The following is an 18,054-nucleotide window of genomic DNA, read 5'->3' as shown; positions in this document are numbered from 1 at the left end:
AATATTTGAAATTATTAAGTTTATAAACTATTGAATATGATTAATCATATTCAATAGTTACAGTAGCCATGGCACGCACTTTACCAGCAGTCACATTTGCAGCTGTTTGATAGTAGCGAGCGGTCATTGGTACGTTATATTGAAGTATCTGGTTAGAAGACACTGTACCTAAAGCTAATTTGTCACCTTTTTTGATGACTTGATTTTTATTTTGGTAATTCCACAGTAATTGTACGCCCACACCATTGGCTTTTTCAGATGTGGCAGCCGTATTTGCCAGTACCTGACTATTTGTGCCATCTTGTGTAAAGTCGTAACTTAAACTAATAACATTTTTCTCTTCATAACCCGTTGGACTTGTACCGCCATTACATAAAATGTTCATATCAAAGGTTTGTTCACCTTGAGTTGAGCCAACACCTTTGAATCCAGCCTTTGTAACAGTAGGAAGCTGTACAACTTTATTAATATTACCTTGGATTTCACATGAAGAGGAGGCAATGGTAATTGCATTACCGTTAACTGTACTGGTTAAAAAAGGGCGGTTTACATAACCACTTACATAGTATCGACTATATAAACCAGGCACTAATGTACCCGAACCAGTCTGTGCCGCAGTTTTCACAATTTCGACAACAAAATATCCTGTAGCAAGATTATAAGTTGTTCCTGGTGTTAAACTACGAGTATACGGATAATACCCTGAAAAGTTAGTTGCATTTTCTGCTTCACGGTACAAACGAATACCAATTCCAGGAATATTCGTTGAATAGATATTATTCCCTAGTGAGCTCAATGGATAGCCTTGAGTAAGTGCAGCAGTAATAGTATCGCTATAAGACGTACATTTTGCTGTTGAACCATTGTCGGTAATTGGAAAGGTTGCTTTTCTTAAAATCATTCCAACAGGATCACTTGGTCGGACCACAACGCGACCTACGGCCATGGAAATGTCAACCGTGCTAAATGAGCCTCCTTTGTTATTGGCTAAAGTACAGGAAGCATTAGCCTCACCATACACACCAAGGCCAGCCGTAAATAAGAAACCTGTTAATAATATTCTTTTCATTTGCAGACAGCCTCAGTCATTACCATGCTTTGTTGCTTATTTTGCAACTGATTACTAATGTTATACTCAACCGAACAACGTTCATTGCTTTCATCGCCCCATTTCACATAGAGACGATCTTGAGCAAGTGGAGTACGTAAGTAAATCATACTACCTTGTGCAACAATACCGACAGCTTCATCTTTCTGATTAAAGACTTGAGCTGCAAACGGTAAGCTGTTGCCATCTATAGTTTTACTATTAATGTAAACTGCATAACCAGTTTTAGTTGCAAAATCTACTTTAGCAATTGCGCCAGCAAAAGGTGCAATACGTTGACTTGTTTCTTCAAGTTCTACTTCGCTCGACATTTCTTGTGGGTCAAGAGTAATGTCATTAAGACGGTACGGAGTAACATAAGGTACTACGGCATAACCTGCTTTGTTCACGCTCAAACCAACAGCATTATTAACTTTTGCTCCGGCAGCTTCTGGCGCATGCACAAGTACCATCGTTTGGCCTTGTTCAGGTCCAAATAAAATACCTTCTGAATGTGCAACTACACTACCAGTTAAGCTAACCATCGCTTGTTGGTAAGAGTCAGCCACACTATAAGAACCACCCACAGTTGTATAGTTAGTACGATAACGACCATTTACGTTAAATGATGGATTCGCATAGTCCTGATGTGACATTGAAGCGCCATAACTAAAGCGATCTCCAACCATTCCACTTGCACCAACAGTACGACTATCTTCAGAAGCAGTGACGTTGACGTTAACTGAATTCTTTTTGAAATCAATCGGGAACGATAACGTCATTAAATATTCAGTATCGTGTGTTTGATTCGTTGAGCCATATTCAACTTTACGGTTAATTGCAGATAAACCATAAGTTAAGCCATGGAAATTATTACTATAACCAAGCTGATACTGTTTAGTACTTTCGCTACGGTTCCAATAGTCAACCCACGAACCTACTACATAGAAGTTACCCCAACCTTCAGGTAAACCTTGGTTCAAGGTAATTTGGAATTCGCTACGTTGGCGACCAGCAGAGTAGGTATTAATACCTTTTTCTTCAAAATCACGGATAAGTAGAGCATCACGTAATTTGTAGAAGTTTTCTGTTGAGTAACGATAAGCTGCTAATGTTAAGTTTGTGTTGGTCGGAGTAATTAGCTTGCTATAACTTAAACGGAAACTTTGCCCCGATTGTGAAGACTGTTTTTCAAACTCAGCTTCAGAATGTGTAACGTCAAGTGCAATCGCACCAATTGGCGTAGCAAAAGCAGCACCTAACAATACAGCGGCATAATTTTCAGTTGCTTGTATGCCCGTATAACCTGTCAGGTAGTTGTTAATACCTTGCTGGTATTTACCTTGAACTACCCAAGGATCGAGATCAATATCCTGATCGCGGAACTGACCTACAGTTAATGAATAACGATTCATGCCAGGACGTAGCATCTGCACAACAGATGCGTAAGGCACAGCAAACTTTTGTATCTCACCATTTGCTTCAATAACAGTAACTTCAATCTCGCCACCAAAACCAGTAGGGTAAAGGTCATTAATTTCAAAGTTACCTGGTGCTACCGTTGTTTGATAAATAAGTTGACCTTGTTGACGAACTTCAATTTTTGCATTGGTTTTGGCATTACCACGAATACGCGGAGCATAACCAAGCATACTATTTGGTAACATACGATCATCACTTGAGAAATCGATACCACGATAACCATATGAGTCAAATATTTCGCCGTTTGTAAAGCTATCACCTAAGGTTAAAACACCACGGTATTTAGGAAATGCGCGCTGTAAGTAAGTACTTGTTTCTTCGTAACTTGATTTAGATTGATTTTCGGCAGGGGTGTCTTGCCATTGCCATTGACCATTATGACGTAATTGCCAACCGCCTAAATTTAGTCCAGCAGTTACGCCCATAAACGCGTTTGTTGTTTCGCTTTGGTCATTAGACTGAGTAAATGTTTTGTAAGCACTGCCGTTATAAGATAAAAAGGCAGCATTAATCCCTCGATCCCATAGACTTGGGTCGACATAGCCTTGCGCATTTTTTTGCAAAGCAACTTGTGGAATCGAGATATCTACACGTAAGCGAGAGTTATCAAACTCATAAAATGCATTTTCAACCCACTCTTCAATTTTGTAACAACTACTATTTTCTTTTTGAAGAGAAGCGTGTTGCGCTAAAATCTCTTGTTTTACACCATATTCAGCAAGAGTATTTCCTGTAAAGCAGGTTACAGCATTTTTATTCGATTCTAATGCTTTAAAGAACATACGACGTTTGCCAAACCATTGGCCATTTACATAAACGTCAACATTATATTCGCCTGGTAAAACAGGGTTACCGTATTTAAAACGAGAAATATCAACTTTTTGAGCATCGCCAATTAAAAAAGCAGAATCAAATTCAGCTTCTACAGGAGCACTCGCGACTGTTTCTTCAGCGTGCACGAATACAGGCATTGTCATTGTGACAACACCAGAAGCCAAGTAGTAACAAATATGGCGTTTTAATAATTTATAAGATTCTTGCCTTTTTTTTGGCATAACTAAGTCCGCCTACTCACATAATAGGTGCTTAAATTTATTAAAAAGATAAATCTGATTACTGAAGTTTTATTTGGTGTTCGACTCGACCACCATAGTCATTGACATTCATAAAACTCATATCTTGAAGATTGCCATTCTTAAGCTGAACAGACTCTTCAGAAAAAGGTTTAATCATTAAACCTTGAGGTAATAAATCAACTTTTTTATCACCTGCCTTTTGGTAAACAGAAGTCATCGTGATATGAAAAGGAGTTGGGTTTTTTACCGTTAAGTTTTGACCAGATTTAACCCATTGAAGCTTATCAGCTGCTAAATTCGCATCGTCTTTAATCGAAGCTGGTCGATAAAAGAATTTAATACGTGAGCGAATTGCTAATTGCAGGAAATTATCAGGCGTCGTATTTTCAGTTTTTGAAGTTGGTCTTGGAGGAATATCCAAAACGTTTAACCACAAAACTGTTTCTTGCTTCTGATTTAGCTGAGAAGCTGTTGGCAGAGCAGTAATACGAAGGGTCTGACTTTTTGTAGCCTCAACACGAGAAATAGGTGGAGCAATCATAAAAGGTACTTTTGATTGGTCCGGAGTGCTTTTTGAGTCGCCTTCATCAAGCCATGCTTGAACAAGTGCTGGTTTTGAACCGTTATTACTAACTTGTAGTGTAACTTCGCGAGCATCCGAAGGATAAATCACACGAGTGCCATGAATTACAATTTCTGCTTGAGTAGCAGGTGCAACAACTGCTGAAGCAAATGCCAGACCTAACAAAAAATTATAACTGTTCAATTTCATTTTTCGAGTTCTCAACCAACAAAGATTCGGGAAAGCGTCACAAAAAGAGGGTTTCCATGTAAACATAGAAACCCTCTCATCCATCAATTATTGATAGATAATAGTGTATTGAACAGAAGTGTTTACTTTACCAGCAGTAGAAGCGCCGGTTGCATAGTATTCAGCATAGTAGTTAAGGTCTGCGCTACCAGCTGCAGCTACGTCAACCCATTGAGAGTTAGCTTGAGCACCATTTGCACCAGCAGCAAGAACTGGGATGAAGTTGTTGTTGCTACCTAAAAGTTGAACGTTAACGTTTTTAGCACCAGTAGCGTCTTTGTTAAGTAAACGACCAGTATTAAAATCAACGTTAGCACCTGGTTCGAAGTAAGTAGCTACTTTACCTTCAGAACAGTTAGCTAATTTAATTTGGAAAGGAGTACGACCAGCAACATCCCCAGCAACAGCTAAAGTTTGCTTAGAAACAGTTGGAAGAGTAACTGTGAAGTCTTTACCAGCTGGAGTAACGATGTCACAAGTTTTGTCTGTAACTAAACCATTAATTGTAATTGTACCATCAGCAGCTTGAGCATTCGCAATCCCTACAACCGAAAGAGCAGCGATCAAAGCAAGTTTTTTCATAGTGTTTTCTCAAAAGTCTGGATAAAAGTTTATTTCCTTACTTTTCCAGTGTTTGACATCTTGAAAAGTAATGCGGCGATATTAACACTTCTTAAACAAAATGCAAACTAGATCACATTATTTTTTCATAATAAAAATTAAATCACACTAAAAATAAATGCTTAATGACTGCCTTTTACAGGCTATATAGCTGTTTATAAATAATTTTTGTTTTTTCTAAAAAAGAAGAGATACAGAGATAAGCAAGTTACATAAGAACACTATGTAAATAAGAAAGAATTGAACAAATTATGTGAAAAATAAGCTTAAATTCTTACAATACAATTATATAGAATAATTTATGCATATGTATATAGAAAAAACATACAAATAGTCATTTTTATGAAAAAAGAGCGACTCATCATTTAATTCATCAAAATGTGCGATGAATTCGACAAATCACTCTTAAATCATACTTATTGTAGGAGTAGCCTCAAAAGCTACGCTTTATTAAGTTAGTGATAGTTGATAACCACCACTTTGCGGTTAGAACCTATACTTTCAATGCTAGTGTCCATTTTCTCAGTATGTTGAGCTAAATTAGAAAGACTATTTTTATTTAAATATTCACTATCAAGCTTAATATTTAAATTGTTTACCTCAACACATTCTATCTCGCTATGTTGTGTTGAGCATGTATCTTCAACAATATTTCCTCTTATCATTATTGTGTTATTTGCATAACAAAATAATGGGGAAGTGGAAAGCACCATCAGAATAAGAAGTTTAAAAATATTATTTTTCATTTTATATACCTATTTATAAAATAGTTTATATATATTTGATACAATATTTTTAATTTAAAAACAATCATTAATTTTAAATCAAAAAAATTATTAATTTTCATGTGATATAAATCACATTAACCATTTTAAATAATGTAATAGTTAAAATTCTTAAATTATATTAATCCATGTAATTATCTAAAGATAAAACAATTAATTTAAATTATTGATATTTATATAATTTTAAAAAATTAAAGATCAATAAATAAACTGAGTAATATAAAAACATCATATGATATATAATTAAATATTTAATAAATATGTAATTTATTATTTTACCTCTAATATTTATATTGCAAAATTACTACAGAGGAATAAGATACCAATTTTATTTAAAATGTGACTAATTTAACTTTATCAGAAATAAATTAAAAATTAATTACGCTTTATTTATTAAAAATTATTACGCAACGCAAATATATTGAAACCCATCACACTTTTTCAATATATTGAGGCGTGAAATATATTTTTATAACTACAATTTAAATATGTACGATTTTTTAAGACTGAACAATATCTATTAGAAATATGAACTAGAGAAAAGAGTAGCAATGTTTAAACGCGACATCTTTAAAAATTATTTAAAAGAAGTGCACTATTTGAGATAGAAGCATAATGCATATTTATCTAGCTTTAGAGTTATAGAAGTTTGGTCGTAGACTTATTTGCAGGCAGACAACATTTAGTTAAGTTCTATAACTATCTGAATAAAGAAATATTCATTTTAGCGACATCGTTATCAAGCTTATTTCGGCCATGTACTAAAGCTTCAAGCTGGATTCCAGCAGGTACTAAAATAGCTGATTGTATATTTTTGCATTTTAGAAGTTATGTTTGCCTGAAGTAACTGTTGATAAAACAACAGTGGCATTGAAAAATGATGAAATATAAACATTTCCAATCCTGCTATTTTTGCTTAAACAATTGAAAATAAATAATAAATTAAATTGGCATAAAAGCTGCTCAATGCAAGTGATGAAAGTGGAATTATCCTAAGGAATCCGTATGTCACTTGTAGTAGATAAAAAAGAAAATTCTAAAGAATTTGTAAAAAACATCCTGTCTGAAATTTGGGTCACTCGATGTCCAGTACCTACAGCAACAGGTATTTCATTAAAACGCGGTACTTTAGTTAAAAAGTTTGAAAAGCACGGCATTGATGTTGCCGTCTTGCAAGATGCGCGTAAAGGTTTATCGGTTCATCATTTTGATCACCAATTGCCAGCTTTGTTCCGAGAAGGTGGAAATGTACCTGCATTAGCTGCACGCTCTGAAGGCGCGCCAAGCCGACTCATTGGATTGACTTGGATTGATGAGTGGCAAGTCATTATTGTGCGACCTGATTCAGATATTAGCCAGCCAGAGCATTTAAAAAATGCGAAAGTTGCTTTACCAGAATATGCTGACAAACGTGCTGGCAGTATTTTTAGAGCCATGTCATTGCAAGGTATTCGTGGTGCTTTACAACTTGCCAATCTCACTTTCCGTGATGTGAATTTTATTGAAGTACCTGAGCGTGCTGGATCTAAAGAAAATCGTGATGCGAGTACATATTGGTCAGGCCTAGATGCATTAATTACAGGTGAAGTTGATGCTGTGTATGTAAAAGGAGCATCTGCTGTTGAAGCTGCAACTAAACGTGGCCTTAAAGTTGGAATTGATTTAGATAAATTTGAAGATGTGACTTCTCGTGTTAATAACGGCACACCTCGTCCCATTACGGTCCATGAAGACCTGTTAGAAGATCATTTTGATGTGGTAGTCGATTTTCTTGAAGAGTTATTCGATACCGCAGATTGGGCACAAGATCATTTAGATGAGGTCTTGGTCATTTTAGAAGATGAAACGATTGCTGGGGCAGAGAGTGTTGCGACAGCCTATCGAAATAATTTTCATAAGTCTTTACATCCGTCATTAAGTGAAGATCGTTTAGAGCTATTAAAACAACAAAAAGATTTTCTTTGGTTGCATGGCTTCTTAGAGCGCGACGTCGATATTGAAACATGGGTTGATCATCGTCCTTTACTCGAAGTTTTAAAACGTCGTCAAAATAAAAAATTTTAAAGAGGATTTGATCATGACAACACTTATTCAAACGCCATTGTCTCGTGAACTCAATGACTTTATCGAATTGAACCGTGAAAAAGCTGAATTTGCTTTTGAAGTATTCCGTGAAACAAGAACAATTACTGCAAACGGAACCGTTAATTTTGTTGAACGTGGACCTGAAAATACCTTAGTCACATTTAACTATGCAGGGCCGTGGTCTAAAGATAAAAAAAGCAAAGTATTGGTGGAGACCATTGATGGTGAAGTTTTACTGGGAAGAAAAAGTGCAGGTGGGCGCTATAACAAGCTTTTTAAAGAACATGCAGATGTCACCACAATATCTCATGTACACGCGCCGAATTTAGGCGCTTGGGCTCAAACCCATCGTACTTTACCGATCCGTTATGTGCCTGTTCAGCGCTTTCATTTGTTTAAAGAGTTGCCGATTTACATTGATCGCCGTCAAGCTGAAGTGGATTTTATTTTAGATCAACTCAAAGTTGATATTGAACATCGGGCCATCTTGGAAGCCAATGGCGGAGCGACTGTATGGGGGCGCCAAGGACTACAGGAAACTGCTGAATTTATTTTATTGCTTGAAGAAGGTGCTCAAATTCAGCTGCTCGCTGAATTAGTCGGTGGCAGCCGAGAATACGGGCAAGGGGTTTTACATCAGCAATGGAAAATGAGCGGATTGACTGAAAAAGCAAAATCTCTGGGCTTACTTCCTCTGAATTAGATAAAGATTTAAAAAATAAAGATCGAGAATACTATGGCTGTAAAACTTTTATGGTATCTCACTTCTCCAGATGGGCCATATCCTTGGTTGGAATCTGGGCGGTGGGATACTGATTATGAACACTTGCAACAGATTGCGATTACCGCAGATCGACTTGGTTTTTACGGTTCACTCATGGGTACAAGTGAATATGAAACACTTGCTGTTGCTGCAAGTTTAATTCCATTTACTGAACGTTTAAAGTTTCTAGTTGCCCAACATCCCGGAGAAGTCCAGCCAGCAGTTTTGGCAAAATATGCGCAAACTTTTGATGCATTTTCTAAAGGGCGTTTGTTATTTAATGTCGTTAATGGAAATGATAAGGGTTTGGCAGCTTTAGGTATTCACTATACTCATGATGAACGTTATGACTTTAGTAAAGAATACTGGAATGCATTTCAACAAAACTACTTAGGTGATACCTCTGGATTTGAGGGCGAGTTTATTCAAATTGCTCCACGATTAGAGGGCGGGTCTCCAATGTCGAAATGGCGTGGTCCGACTCAAAAACAAGGTGTTCCTTTGTGGGGAGCTGGAACTTCTGCCAAAGGCGTTCAGCATTCTGTTGAATTGTTAGATGTATATTTAAGTTTTGCGAATACACCGCCGTTACTTGGAGAAAAGTTTAGCAAGGTTGCGGCTGAGGCAGCAAAAATTGGCCGAACTTTAGAATTTGGAACTCGATTACAAATTATTGTTCGGGAAACAGAAGAAGAGGCTTGGCAATATGCTCAGTCGTTACTTGACAAGATTGATGTAAATTATGCAATCGAAGCTGTTAAACGACAGCTTTCTCCAAATGAAACTTTTGAGAGTTATCAAAGCAACAACCCATCTATTCAAAAGAACTTAGAACAATTACGTCGAGGTATTTTGCCTCAAGCTAAAGATTTTGAAATTTATCCTAATGTTTGGACTGGCCCATCTTTATTTGGTTTCGATATTTTAAACCCAGCCGCAGGAACTGCCTTAGTGGGTAGTGCTGAAAATATTGCCAAACGGATTAAAGAATACGAAAGCTATGGTGTATCAGCCTTTATCTTGTCGGGTTTTCCTTTAATTGGAGAGGCCTATCGGGTAGCGGACTTATTGTTTCCATTATTAGAGCTAGATCATGGTTTTGAGTTACCTAAGCTCAATAGAAATTCATCCATTGATTCCCTCTTGAATCAAGAAGTCGTGGTTTAAGGGAGAAGGCATGAATAAAATTACACGTAGAGAACTCATTAAACAGACTGGATTAGGTGTTGGTGCTTTTGCTGCAATGAGCCTTATAGGATGTTCTAAGCCCGATTCTTCATCTTCTGAAAGCGCCACTGCCGCTTCCCCCCAAAATGATACGCCGAAAAAAGGTGGTGTGATCAAAATTGGAGTGATTAATGGTAACCAAGCAGGCAACTTAGATGCACATAAACCTATTGGTATGTCCAGTGCGTTTAGAGGCTGGCCTTTATATGCAAAGTTATGGGAATGGGGCCGAGATATTCAGCCAAAACTTGCCCTTGCTGAATTTGCTGAGCCCAATAATGACGGAACCAAATGGACTATTCGCTTAAAAAAAGGACTCGAATTTCACCACGGTAAAACCATTACAGCCGATGATGTTATTTTCTCTTTACGGCGCTTAACTGACCCCAAACTTGCCTCACCATTTGCAGCTTATCTTTATTCTTTGCAAAGAGATGCAATTAAAAAGCGCGATGAATACACCGTTGAAATTCCTTTTTCTCAAGGAAAGGGATTGGTTGCTTTACCAGAAGCATGGATGAGCTGGGGTGGTATTGTTCCTACAGATTACGACCCAGTTAAAAATGTAGTCGGGGCTGGCCCCTTTAAGCTTGAAAGTTTTACACCCGGCCAGCGTTCACGTTTTGTACGTTTTGAAAATTATTGGAAAGAAAATCAACCTTATGCTGATGCAATAGAAATTATTGATTTTAAGGATCAGACAGGGCGTCTTGCTGCTTTGCAATCTGGCCAAATTGATATTGCATCTGGAGTAAGTGCTGAGCATATTGCTTTAATTCAATCTAATAAACGACTAAATCTAGTTTCATCGGAAACCGATGCTTGGCAATCATTTGATATGAATACGTCTAAAGCACCGTTCAATGATCCTCGGGTACGACAAGCTTTTAGATTGATTGCTAATAGAGACGATTTGGTCAAACGTGCTTTAGCTGGGCAAGGACGAGTTGCAAATGACCTTTATTCGTTTAGCGATCCTGTATATGACCACAGTATTGCTCAGCGCAAGCAAGATTTAAATAAAGCAAAATCGCTACTCAAAGAAGCTGGTTTTAATAATAGTTTAACAGTCGATTTATATACAGGCCCAGATAGCAATGCCGCATTAGTTTTTGCTCAGCATGCTGCTCAAGCAGGTGTCATTGTTAATGTTAAACAGGTTGAAGCTGCTACTTTTGCGGATGCTGTAAAACAAGATTGGGCATTTAGTACAGGTTCGAACGTTTCACGTCCTTTCTTATTAACAGTCTTGCAAATTGATGGGCCGGGTGCGGCAAATAATAAAACTCGTTTTAAGAATGAGCGTTTTACGGAACTAGTGCATGCGGCATTGCAACAACCCGATTTGGAAAAACGAAAAGTTCTTGTTCATGAAGCACAGCATATTCAACATGAGCAAGGTGGTTTACTCATTTGGGGCTTTAATAATGTCCTTGATGCACATTCGAACCAAATTGGTGGTGTAACGCCTGATCGCACAGGCTTTGCTGCGTGGCGTACAGATGAATTCTGGCGTAGAGGGTAACCAATATGACAATTCAATCCAGCAAAATAGAAGCATCCATTCAACAACCAACAATTGCCAAGTCATTTGAATTTCCCGCATGGTTACCTTGGTTTTTGACACGTTTGGTGTCAGGGGTATTGGTTGTATTTGTTATTAGTCTCATTGTCTTTATTGCGACACAAGCACTTCCATCTGACCCAGCTCGCGTCATTTTAGGACCAGAAGCACCTGAAGCAACGGTACAAATACTTCGTGAACAATTGGGATTAAATGATCCGATATTGCTTCAATACTGGCATTGGTTGAGTCAATTGTTGCAAGGTAATTTTGGACGCTCGATTGATTCCAATGTGCCTGTTTTACAAATTATTCAGAATTATTTTGGTAATACAGTTGCGCTCACGAGCCTCGTGATTGTCGTTACTGTACCGCTTTCAGTCGTGTTAGGTGTGTGGCTTTCGCTTCATCGCGATAGCAAACTCGACCGTATTATTGTCTCTAGCTCTATTGTGTTTAAAGCGGTGCCGGGGTTTGTTATTGCGATTTGGTTAATGATGTTTTTTTCAACATCGGTTTTGCACATATTGCCAGCCGCATCGTTGCTGATTCCTAACGAGTCGCCTTATAGCCAACTAGAATTTTTAATTTTACCAATTTTAACTTTAGCTTTATCACTCATTCCATATCTGATGCGTTTAGTGCGTGGTTCCATGATTGATGCGCTAGAGTCGGAATATGTGACCTCTGCACGACTGCGTGGTATTCCTGAGCGCCGGATTATTTGGAAACATGTTTTACCTAATGCATTGGTTCCTGTGGTGCAGGGTACAGCATTGACCATACGAGTTTTGCTGAGTGGTGCTCTCATTATTGAGGTGGTTTTCAGTTACCCCGGTATTGGTAATGCGCTCAATGCAGCAATCGAAATGAGGGATATCCCGACCATTCAAGCAATCGTTTTATTGCTCACCATTTGTGTGGTGGTTGTTAATTTAATTGCAGATTTAATCACGACTTTACTCACACCAAAAATACGGACTGCAAAAAGACATAAAGCACGTTCGCCAGGGCGACGTCAGGCATTACGTTTATGGAAGTCTGGCCGACCAATTACGGTAAAACCTGTCGATCGTCGCAATGCTTTAAAGAATATTCAGCAAGGAGGTGGGAAATGAGCTCACTTCATTGGTACCAAAGAAACTTTTTTCAAACATTAATTCGTGAAAGACAAGTACGTTTTGGATTTGTAGTCACAGCTCTAGTTTTGATTTTCGCACTGGTTGGACCGTTATTTGTTGCATTTGAACCCACTGCATTGGTCGGCATGACTTATGGACCACCCGAAGGAAAATCATTTTTAGGTTATGACTATATTGGTCATGATGTTTGGTCACGTGTACTTGCTGGTGGTGCTTCAATTATCTGGATGACGCTGGCTGCCAGTTTGGTCGCATTAGTGATTGGTTCTAGTTTAGGCATATTAGCTGCTTTTGCCCGAAATAAGATTGATCAGTTCGTGACTTGGCTGACTGATGTTTTTATGGCCTTTCCCGATCTTATTTTGGTCTTACTTATTGTTTCGATGTTAGGTCGACAGCCTTGGCTCATCGTTTTAACGGTTTCAATTGCTTTTATTCCTGGAGTTGTACGTCTTGCACGAAGCGTTGCACTTAATTTAGTGGAACAGGAATATATCGAAGCTGCCCGAATTCTTGGTTATTCAAAAACCTATATTTTATTTCGTGAAATTTTACCCAATATGTTGACGCCATTACTCATTCATCTTGGTGTGATGCTGACATGGGCAGTGGGTATGTTATCTGGTTTGGCTTTTCTGGGTTATGGCGTGGCACCTCCAGCAGCAGATTGGGGACTCATGATTAATGAAAATCGCGCTGGTTTATTAGTTCAACCATGGGCCGTGTTTACTCCTGTCATTTTAATTGCTTTGTTTGCACTCGGAACGAATGTATTGGCAGAGGGCGTTGGACGTGCAGCAGCTCGGATTGAGGAAAAATAAACATGGCAAATACATTTAAAAATACAGTATTGACCGTAACAGACTTAACCGTGGCATTGGTAAACACCGGCAATCATATCGTTTCTAATATTTCATTTAGCTTGCGAGAAGGTGAAGTTTTAGGGCTGGTCGGAGAGAGTGGTTCTGGTAAAACGACATTATCGAGTGCCTTATTGGGCTATGCACGACATGGTGCCAAGATTATTCAAGGCACAATTGAACTGGATGATGAAGATATTCTCAGTTTAGATGATCATGCTTTACGTCAGGTTCGTGGCTATAAAATTAGTCATGTCGCTCAAGATCCTGGAACGGCACTCAACCCAGCATTAAGTATTGGTCAACATTTATTTGAATTATTAGAAGTCCATCAGGCACAGCTATCGAACGCTGAAAAATACCAAAAAGTAGCCAAAATTTTAGATGAAGTGGGGTTACCTCATGATGAGCTATTTCTCAAGCGTTATCCCCATCAACTTTCAGGTGGACAGCAACAACGAATTTTATTGGCCTTAGCATTTTTGCTACAGCCACGTTTGATTGTTTTAGATGAGCCAACCACCGCCTTAGATGTGACGACGCAGACTTTAGTATTGAACATCATTCGTAAATTATGCCGCGAATATAATGTTGCTGCTATTTATGTATCGCATGACTTAACGGTTGTAAAAGACATTGCAGATCGGGTGATTGTTTTATATTCAGGGCGAATTGCTGAAGATGCGGTATTAACCCAACTATTTGAAACCCCTAAACACCCTTATACGCAAGGTTTACTTAACGCCATTCCCGATGTGGCCATTCGTAAATATTTATCTCCAATTGAAGGACATGCACCTTCACCAAATGAACGTCCAGCGGGATGTGCTTTTGCAGTACGTTGTACTTTCGCCACAGACATATGCCGTCAAAAACAACCTGAATTAACTCAATTAAAAGATGAGTTTGACCCGCATTTTGTTGCTTGTCACCATTCGGATCATGTTGGCGTGATTACTTTTAAAGAGCTTGATCATCAGGTTATTGAACGAGAAACTGATCGAGAAGCACTACTAAAAGTTGAACATATTAATGCATGGTATGGGCAGCAACAGGCTCTTTTTGATATCTCATTTCAACTCAAAAAAGGCGAATGTTTAGCATTAGTTGGTGAATCGGGTTCAGGAAAAACCACTTTATCGCGTGTCATTGCTGGCCTGAATGAAAATGCAGATGGGCAAATTACATTAGCAGATGAAGTCTTGTCGTTGCGTGGGAAACAACGTCATTTGCAGCAACGACATAAACTGCAATATATCTTTCAAAACCCTTATAAAGCCTTGAATCCAGCGCATACGATTGGTCAGACCTTAATTAAAGTCGTGCAGCATTTCTTTGGAGCATCTCGACAAGAAGCCATAGAAAAAGTCACACAGGTACTTAAACAAGTCTCTCTGCCTATACAAGTTCAAGAACTCTATCCTAGAGATTTATCGGGTGGGGAGAGACAACGCGTAGCGATCGCGCGAGCTTTGCTGTGCCAACCTGATGTTTTGATTTGTGATGAGATTACCTCTGCTTTGGATGTTTCAGTTCAGGCATCTATTTTAAAACTACTACAAGACCTTCAGCAGCAAGGTGTGACCTTACTATTTGTGACCCATAACCTAGGGGTTGTTCGTGCAATCGCAGATCGAGTCGCCGTATTAAAAAATGGACATATTGTTGAATACGGTGAAACAGACCAAGTGCTTAGTCATCCTCAACATGTATATACCAAAACTTTGCTTACCCATGCGCCAAGCTTGTTTAAAAACAACGTACTTGAAGTTAGCGCATAAAAAAGAACAGATTTTTCGGAGTTAAAAATGAACGATATTAACCAACACAGTTTTTTAGAATTAGGTAGCGTAAGACATATTCAAAGCGAGCAAGAAGCACTTGAGATTGCAAAAGAGGTGGCAGATCAACTGAATCAATTTGCTCGAGATCCAAGTTATAACAAGACAGTACCCTATGATCAGGCGCGTTTAATTTCAGAAGCTGGTTTAACCGCGATTATTGTGCCCAAGCAATTTGGAGGCTTAGGTGCGAGTATTTCAACATTGGTGAATGTGGTGAAAATTATTTCATCTGCCGATGGTGGTGTAGGGCAGTTATTACAAATTCACTTCACTATGTTCCGAGGAATTTTAACTGGCTATGACGATGAAATTCGTGATCAATTACTTGCCGATGTATTAAGTGGAAAACGTTTGGGCAATGCACTTGCAGAAGTGGGTGGCAAAGATAAATTTCAGCATAAAACACGTGTAGAACGAAATGCAGAAGGACAATTAATTTTAAATGGCAGTAAGTTTTACTCTACGGGCTCTTTACTTGCAGAATGGATTTCTTTATTTGCAGGTAGTGATGATGGACCAGTTTCAATTTTAATTCATCGAGATACACAGGGAGTAGAGTTGCTCGATGACTGGGATGCAATCGGACAAAATAATAGCGTCAGTGGCACTGTTAATTTTAAAGATGTGATTGTTGATGAACGTTATGTTGCTAAGCGGAATACTGGCGGTTTAGGTACGGTTCTACGTACGGGACTGACTTGGCCTCAAATTCTACACGCTGCAATGGACACAGGAATTGCCAAAGGGGCATTACAAGGCGGGATTGATTATTTACAACATCATGCTCGTCCTTGGGTGGAAAGTGGTGTTGATTCACCTACACATGAATCTCATATTATTAAACAGATTGGTGAGTTTGCTGTTTTGGTCCGTTCGGCTGAGGCATTGTTAGATCGTTCAGCACAGATTTTTGAACAGCATTTGGCAAATGTAGAAGATGAAGACTTACAAACTGAACTGATTTTATCGGTTGCTGCTACAAGAAGTCAGTCTGATCACGCATCTTTAAAAATTTCGAGTGAAATTTTTGGATTACTCGGGGCAAGTTCAACTTTATCGAAATGGAATCTAGACCGCTTCTGGCGAAATGCACGAACTCACACCACGCATGATCCAATTCGCTGGAGGCTCTATCATGTGGGAAATTATTATTTAAATAATATTCCACCAGGAGAATACAACTCAGTGCTTCTGAAGAAGCAGGCGGAAAATGTGACTAAATTTAGTAAATAACCCGAGTTCGAAAGTAAATATGATACTCGGAAACGTCATCTGCAACCTGCATGGTTTAAACAAGAGACTGTTTCTACGAGAGGTTTTAAGAAATCCAAGAAAAGAACAGGTTTTGCAGATGACAATGCTTTTGGTTACTTTGGGCGAAACCAAAGTAACTCCAGCTGAAAGCTAATCCTAAAATTGGATGAAACTCGATAAGACTCCGTTAAAATAATTGTTATTAAAGAGATTAACATTACCGATGCTAACTACTACGATAGTTTACGGTTACTTGAATTTGGATGCTAAAAATAAAAAAGGTTGTCATCAAGACAACCTTTTTTGCTTTTGTACTGTTAAGCCACTTGAGCTTGAATAGAAATATCCTGCGCCAGCCATTCACGAACATTAATCTGTGCAGGAATAAAGTTCCAGCGATAGAGAAAGTCACTCAAGTCTTGTAAAGCAACAATAGAAGTCTCATCAAAGTTAGTGTTCAGTTTCAGATGTGCATCTGCACCGTATGCCGCATGAACCCATTGCTCACTACTATTACATTCTTTTGCCAAATAACGATGGGTTTCATCGGCATGTGCATGGGCCCATTGTTCTGCTTGTAAAACAGCATCGACAATCAATTGGGCTTGCTCTGGATGTTGTGTTAGAAAATCTTCATCGACAGTTAGTGTTCTTGGTGTCCCATTATTAGAGCGTAGAATAGGGTCTGGATGTGAGCCAATATCAATAATGGTATGCAGGGCGAAATCATGAGCAATTTGCGCAGCGTGTGCACCTTTTAGAAAAATAGCATCGACATCACCTTTAATTAATGCCACGATCTCCGCACTTGCATTAATTTTGTTGCGATTACCATAAAAACTAGAATCATTTTCTTCAGGCTGCTGTTGCTGTGCGGTTAAAATATCTGCTCGTAAACAATCAACCAACTCAAGATCGCTTACATTCAAATTTACGGTTTTTAAGGCATTTTCTAAACCACGAATCGCCTGTGCACGTGAGAAATCAATAATTGCATCTTGATTCAGTGGAATACCAAAACGTTTGCCTTTTAAGTCTGCAACAGTTTTGATGTTTGAATCGTAGCGCGTTAACAATAGTTGAACTTCATCCGCCCAAGATAAGCCAATTACTTTCGTTTTTTGACCAGATGAATATGCCCAGATAGCTGGAATACTACCGCCGTGTCGAACTGAGTTGGCAAGGGTGTGGTTAAAATGAGAGTTACGAATATCTTTGGAGTTTGATTCTCGAATTGATTTTATTTCAATCTGTTGTTCATTAAACTTTTCTTTGAGCCAACCTTTTTGAATTGAAATGCCTAGACCAGTTGGTACGGGGCAGCGTGTATACCAAAGTGTGTTTAATGGTTGAGTTTGAAGTGTTGTCATCATGACATCCTTTTGTGGTTTTCATGCTTTAAAGCAAAATTGATGCCATTCATTAATTTGTTGATATTTATTAATTATTTTTA

General features: G+C 38.4%; 14 protein-coding genes. 8 read left to right on the top strand and 6 right to left on the bottom strand.

The window, feature by feature from the left end:
* Window positions 1–40: 40 nt before the first annotated feature.
* The 5 genes from AC1PJP_RS15550 to AC1PJP_RS15530 all read right to left on the bottom strand — a co-directional run bounded on the left by AC1PJP_RS15550 (window position 41) and on the right by AC1PJP_RS15530 (window position 5,823).
* On the bottom strand, window positions 41–1,069 hold the full coding sequence (locus AC1PJP_RS15550) for a fimbrial protein (protein WP_151744204.1): 1,029 nt from the start codon (window positions 1,067–1,069) through the stop codon (window positions 41–43).
* Window positions 1,066–3,624, bottom strand: a complete 2,559-nt coding sequence (locus AC1PJP_RS15545; protein WP_447500391.1) for a fimbria/pilus outer membrane usher protein — start codon at window positions 3,622–3,624, stop codon at window positions 1,066–1,068. Before AC1PJP_RS15545 ends, AC1PJP_RS15550 begins: the two co-directional genes overlap by 4 nt.
* A 58-nt stretch (window positions 3,625–3,682) precedes the next feature.
* Entirely contained in the window at window positions 3,683–4,417 is a 735-nt protein-coding gene (locus tag AC1PJP_RS15540) for a fimbrial biogenesis chaperone (protein ID WP_004792379.1), read from the bottom strand.
* Window positions 4,418–4,504: 87 nt separating this feature from the next.
* Entirely contained in the window at window positions 4,505–5,038 is a 534-nt protein-coding gene (locus AC1PJP_RS15535) for a fimbrial protein (RefSeq protein WP_000731817.1), read from the bottom strand.
* Between the two features lie 494 nt (window positions 5,039–5,532).
* Window positions 5,533–5,823 (bottom strand): hypothetical protein, encoded by a 291-nt coding sequence (locus AC1PJP_RS15530; protein ID WP_049836651.1) that lies wholly within the window; start codon window positions 5,821–5,823, stop codon window positions 5,533–5,535.
* A 1,044-nt stretch (window positions 5,824–6,867) separates the two neighbouring features.
* Here AC1PJP_RS15530 and AC1PJP_RS15525 point away from each other — a divergent pair.
* From AC1PJP_RS15525 to AC1PJP_RS15490, 8 genes are read left to right on the top strand one after another with little or no spacing between them, the layout of a single operon-like run.
* Complete coding sequence (locus AC1PJP_RS15525) at window positions 6,868–7,926, top strand: ABC transporter substrate-binding protein (protein ID WP_000060708.1); 1,059 nt, start codon at window positions 6,868–6,870, stop codon at window positions 7,924–7,926.
* Between the two features lie 13 nt (window positions 7,927–7,939).
* Window positions 7,940–8,650 (top strand): class II aldolase/adducin family protein, encoded by a 711-nt coding sequence (locus AC1PJP_RS15520; protein WP_000209266.1) that lies wholly within the window; start codon window positions 7,940–7,942, stop codon window positions 8,648–8,650.
* Between the two features lie 33 nt (window positions 8,651–8,683).
* The gene (locus AC1PJP_RS15515) at window positions 8,684–9,877 is read left to right on the top strand and encodes an LLM class flavin-dependent oxidoreductase (protein WP_479767593.1); all 1,194 of its coding nucleotides are present in this window, start codon (window positions 8,684–8,686) and stop codon (window positions 9,875–9,877) included.
* 10 nt (window positions 9,878–9,887) lie between these two features.
* A complete protein-coding gene (locus AC1PJP_RS15510) occupies window positions 9,888–11,462 on the top strand; it encodes an ABC transporter substrate-binding protein (RefSeq protein WP_250375726.1) in 1,575 nt (524 codons plus the stop codon).
* A 5-nt stretch (window positions 11,463–11,467) separates the two neighbouring features.
* Window positions 11,468–12,619: an ABC transporter permease gene (locus AC1PJP_RS15505; protein ID WP_317856622.1), complete on the top strand. Its 1,152-nt coding sequence runs from the start codon at window positions 11,468–11,470 to the stop codon at window positions 12,617–12,619.
* Complete coding sequence (locus tag AC1PJP_RS15500) at window positions 12,616–13,464, top strand: ABC transporter permease (RefSeq protein WP_479767590.1); 849 nt, start codon at window positions 12,616–12,618, stop codon at window positions 13,462–13,464. Before AC1PJP_RS15505 ends, AC1PJP_RS15500 begins: the two co-directional genes overlap by 4 nt.
* 2 nt (window positions 13,465–13,466) lie before the next feature.
* Window positions 13,467–15,284: a dipeptide ABC transporter ATP-binding protein gene (locus tag AC1PJP_RS15495; protein WP_479767588.1), complete on the top strand. Its 1,818-nt coding sequence runs from the start codon at window positions 13,467–13,469 to the stop codon at window positions 15,282–15,284.
* A gap of 27 nt (window positions 15,285–15,311) precedes the next feature.
* A complete protein-coding gene (locus tag AC1PJP_RS15490; protein ID WP_479767586.1) occupies window positions 15,312–16,580 on the top strand; it encodes an acyl-CoA dehydrogenase family protein in 1,269 nt (422 codons plus the stop codon).
* A 338-nt stretch (window positions 16,581–16,918) separates the two neighbouring features.
* Here the strand turns inward: AC1PJP_RS15490 and AC1PJP_RS15485 are convergent, their stop codons facing one another.
* Entirely contained in the window at window positions 16,919–17,971 is a 1,053-nt protein-coding gene (locus AC1PJP_RS15485; RefSeq protein ID WP_479767585.1) for an ABC transporter substrate-binding protein, read from the bottom strand.
* Window positions 17,972–18,054: the final 83 nt, after the last annotated feature.

It is taken from the genome of Acinetobacter sp. V116_7, assembly GCF_056735735.1.
The sequence above is the reverse complement of the archived record's forward strand: the minus strand, read 5'-3'. Positions and strand labels throughout refer to the sequence as shown.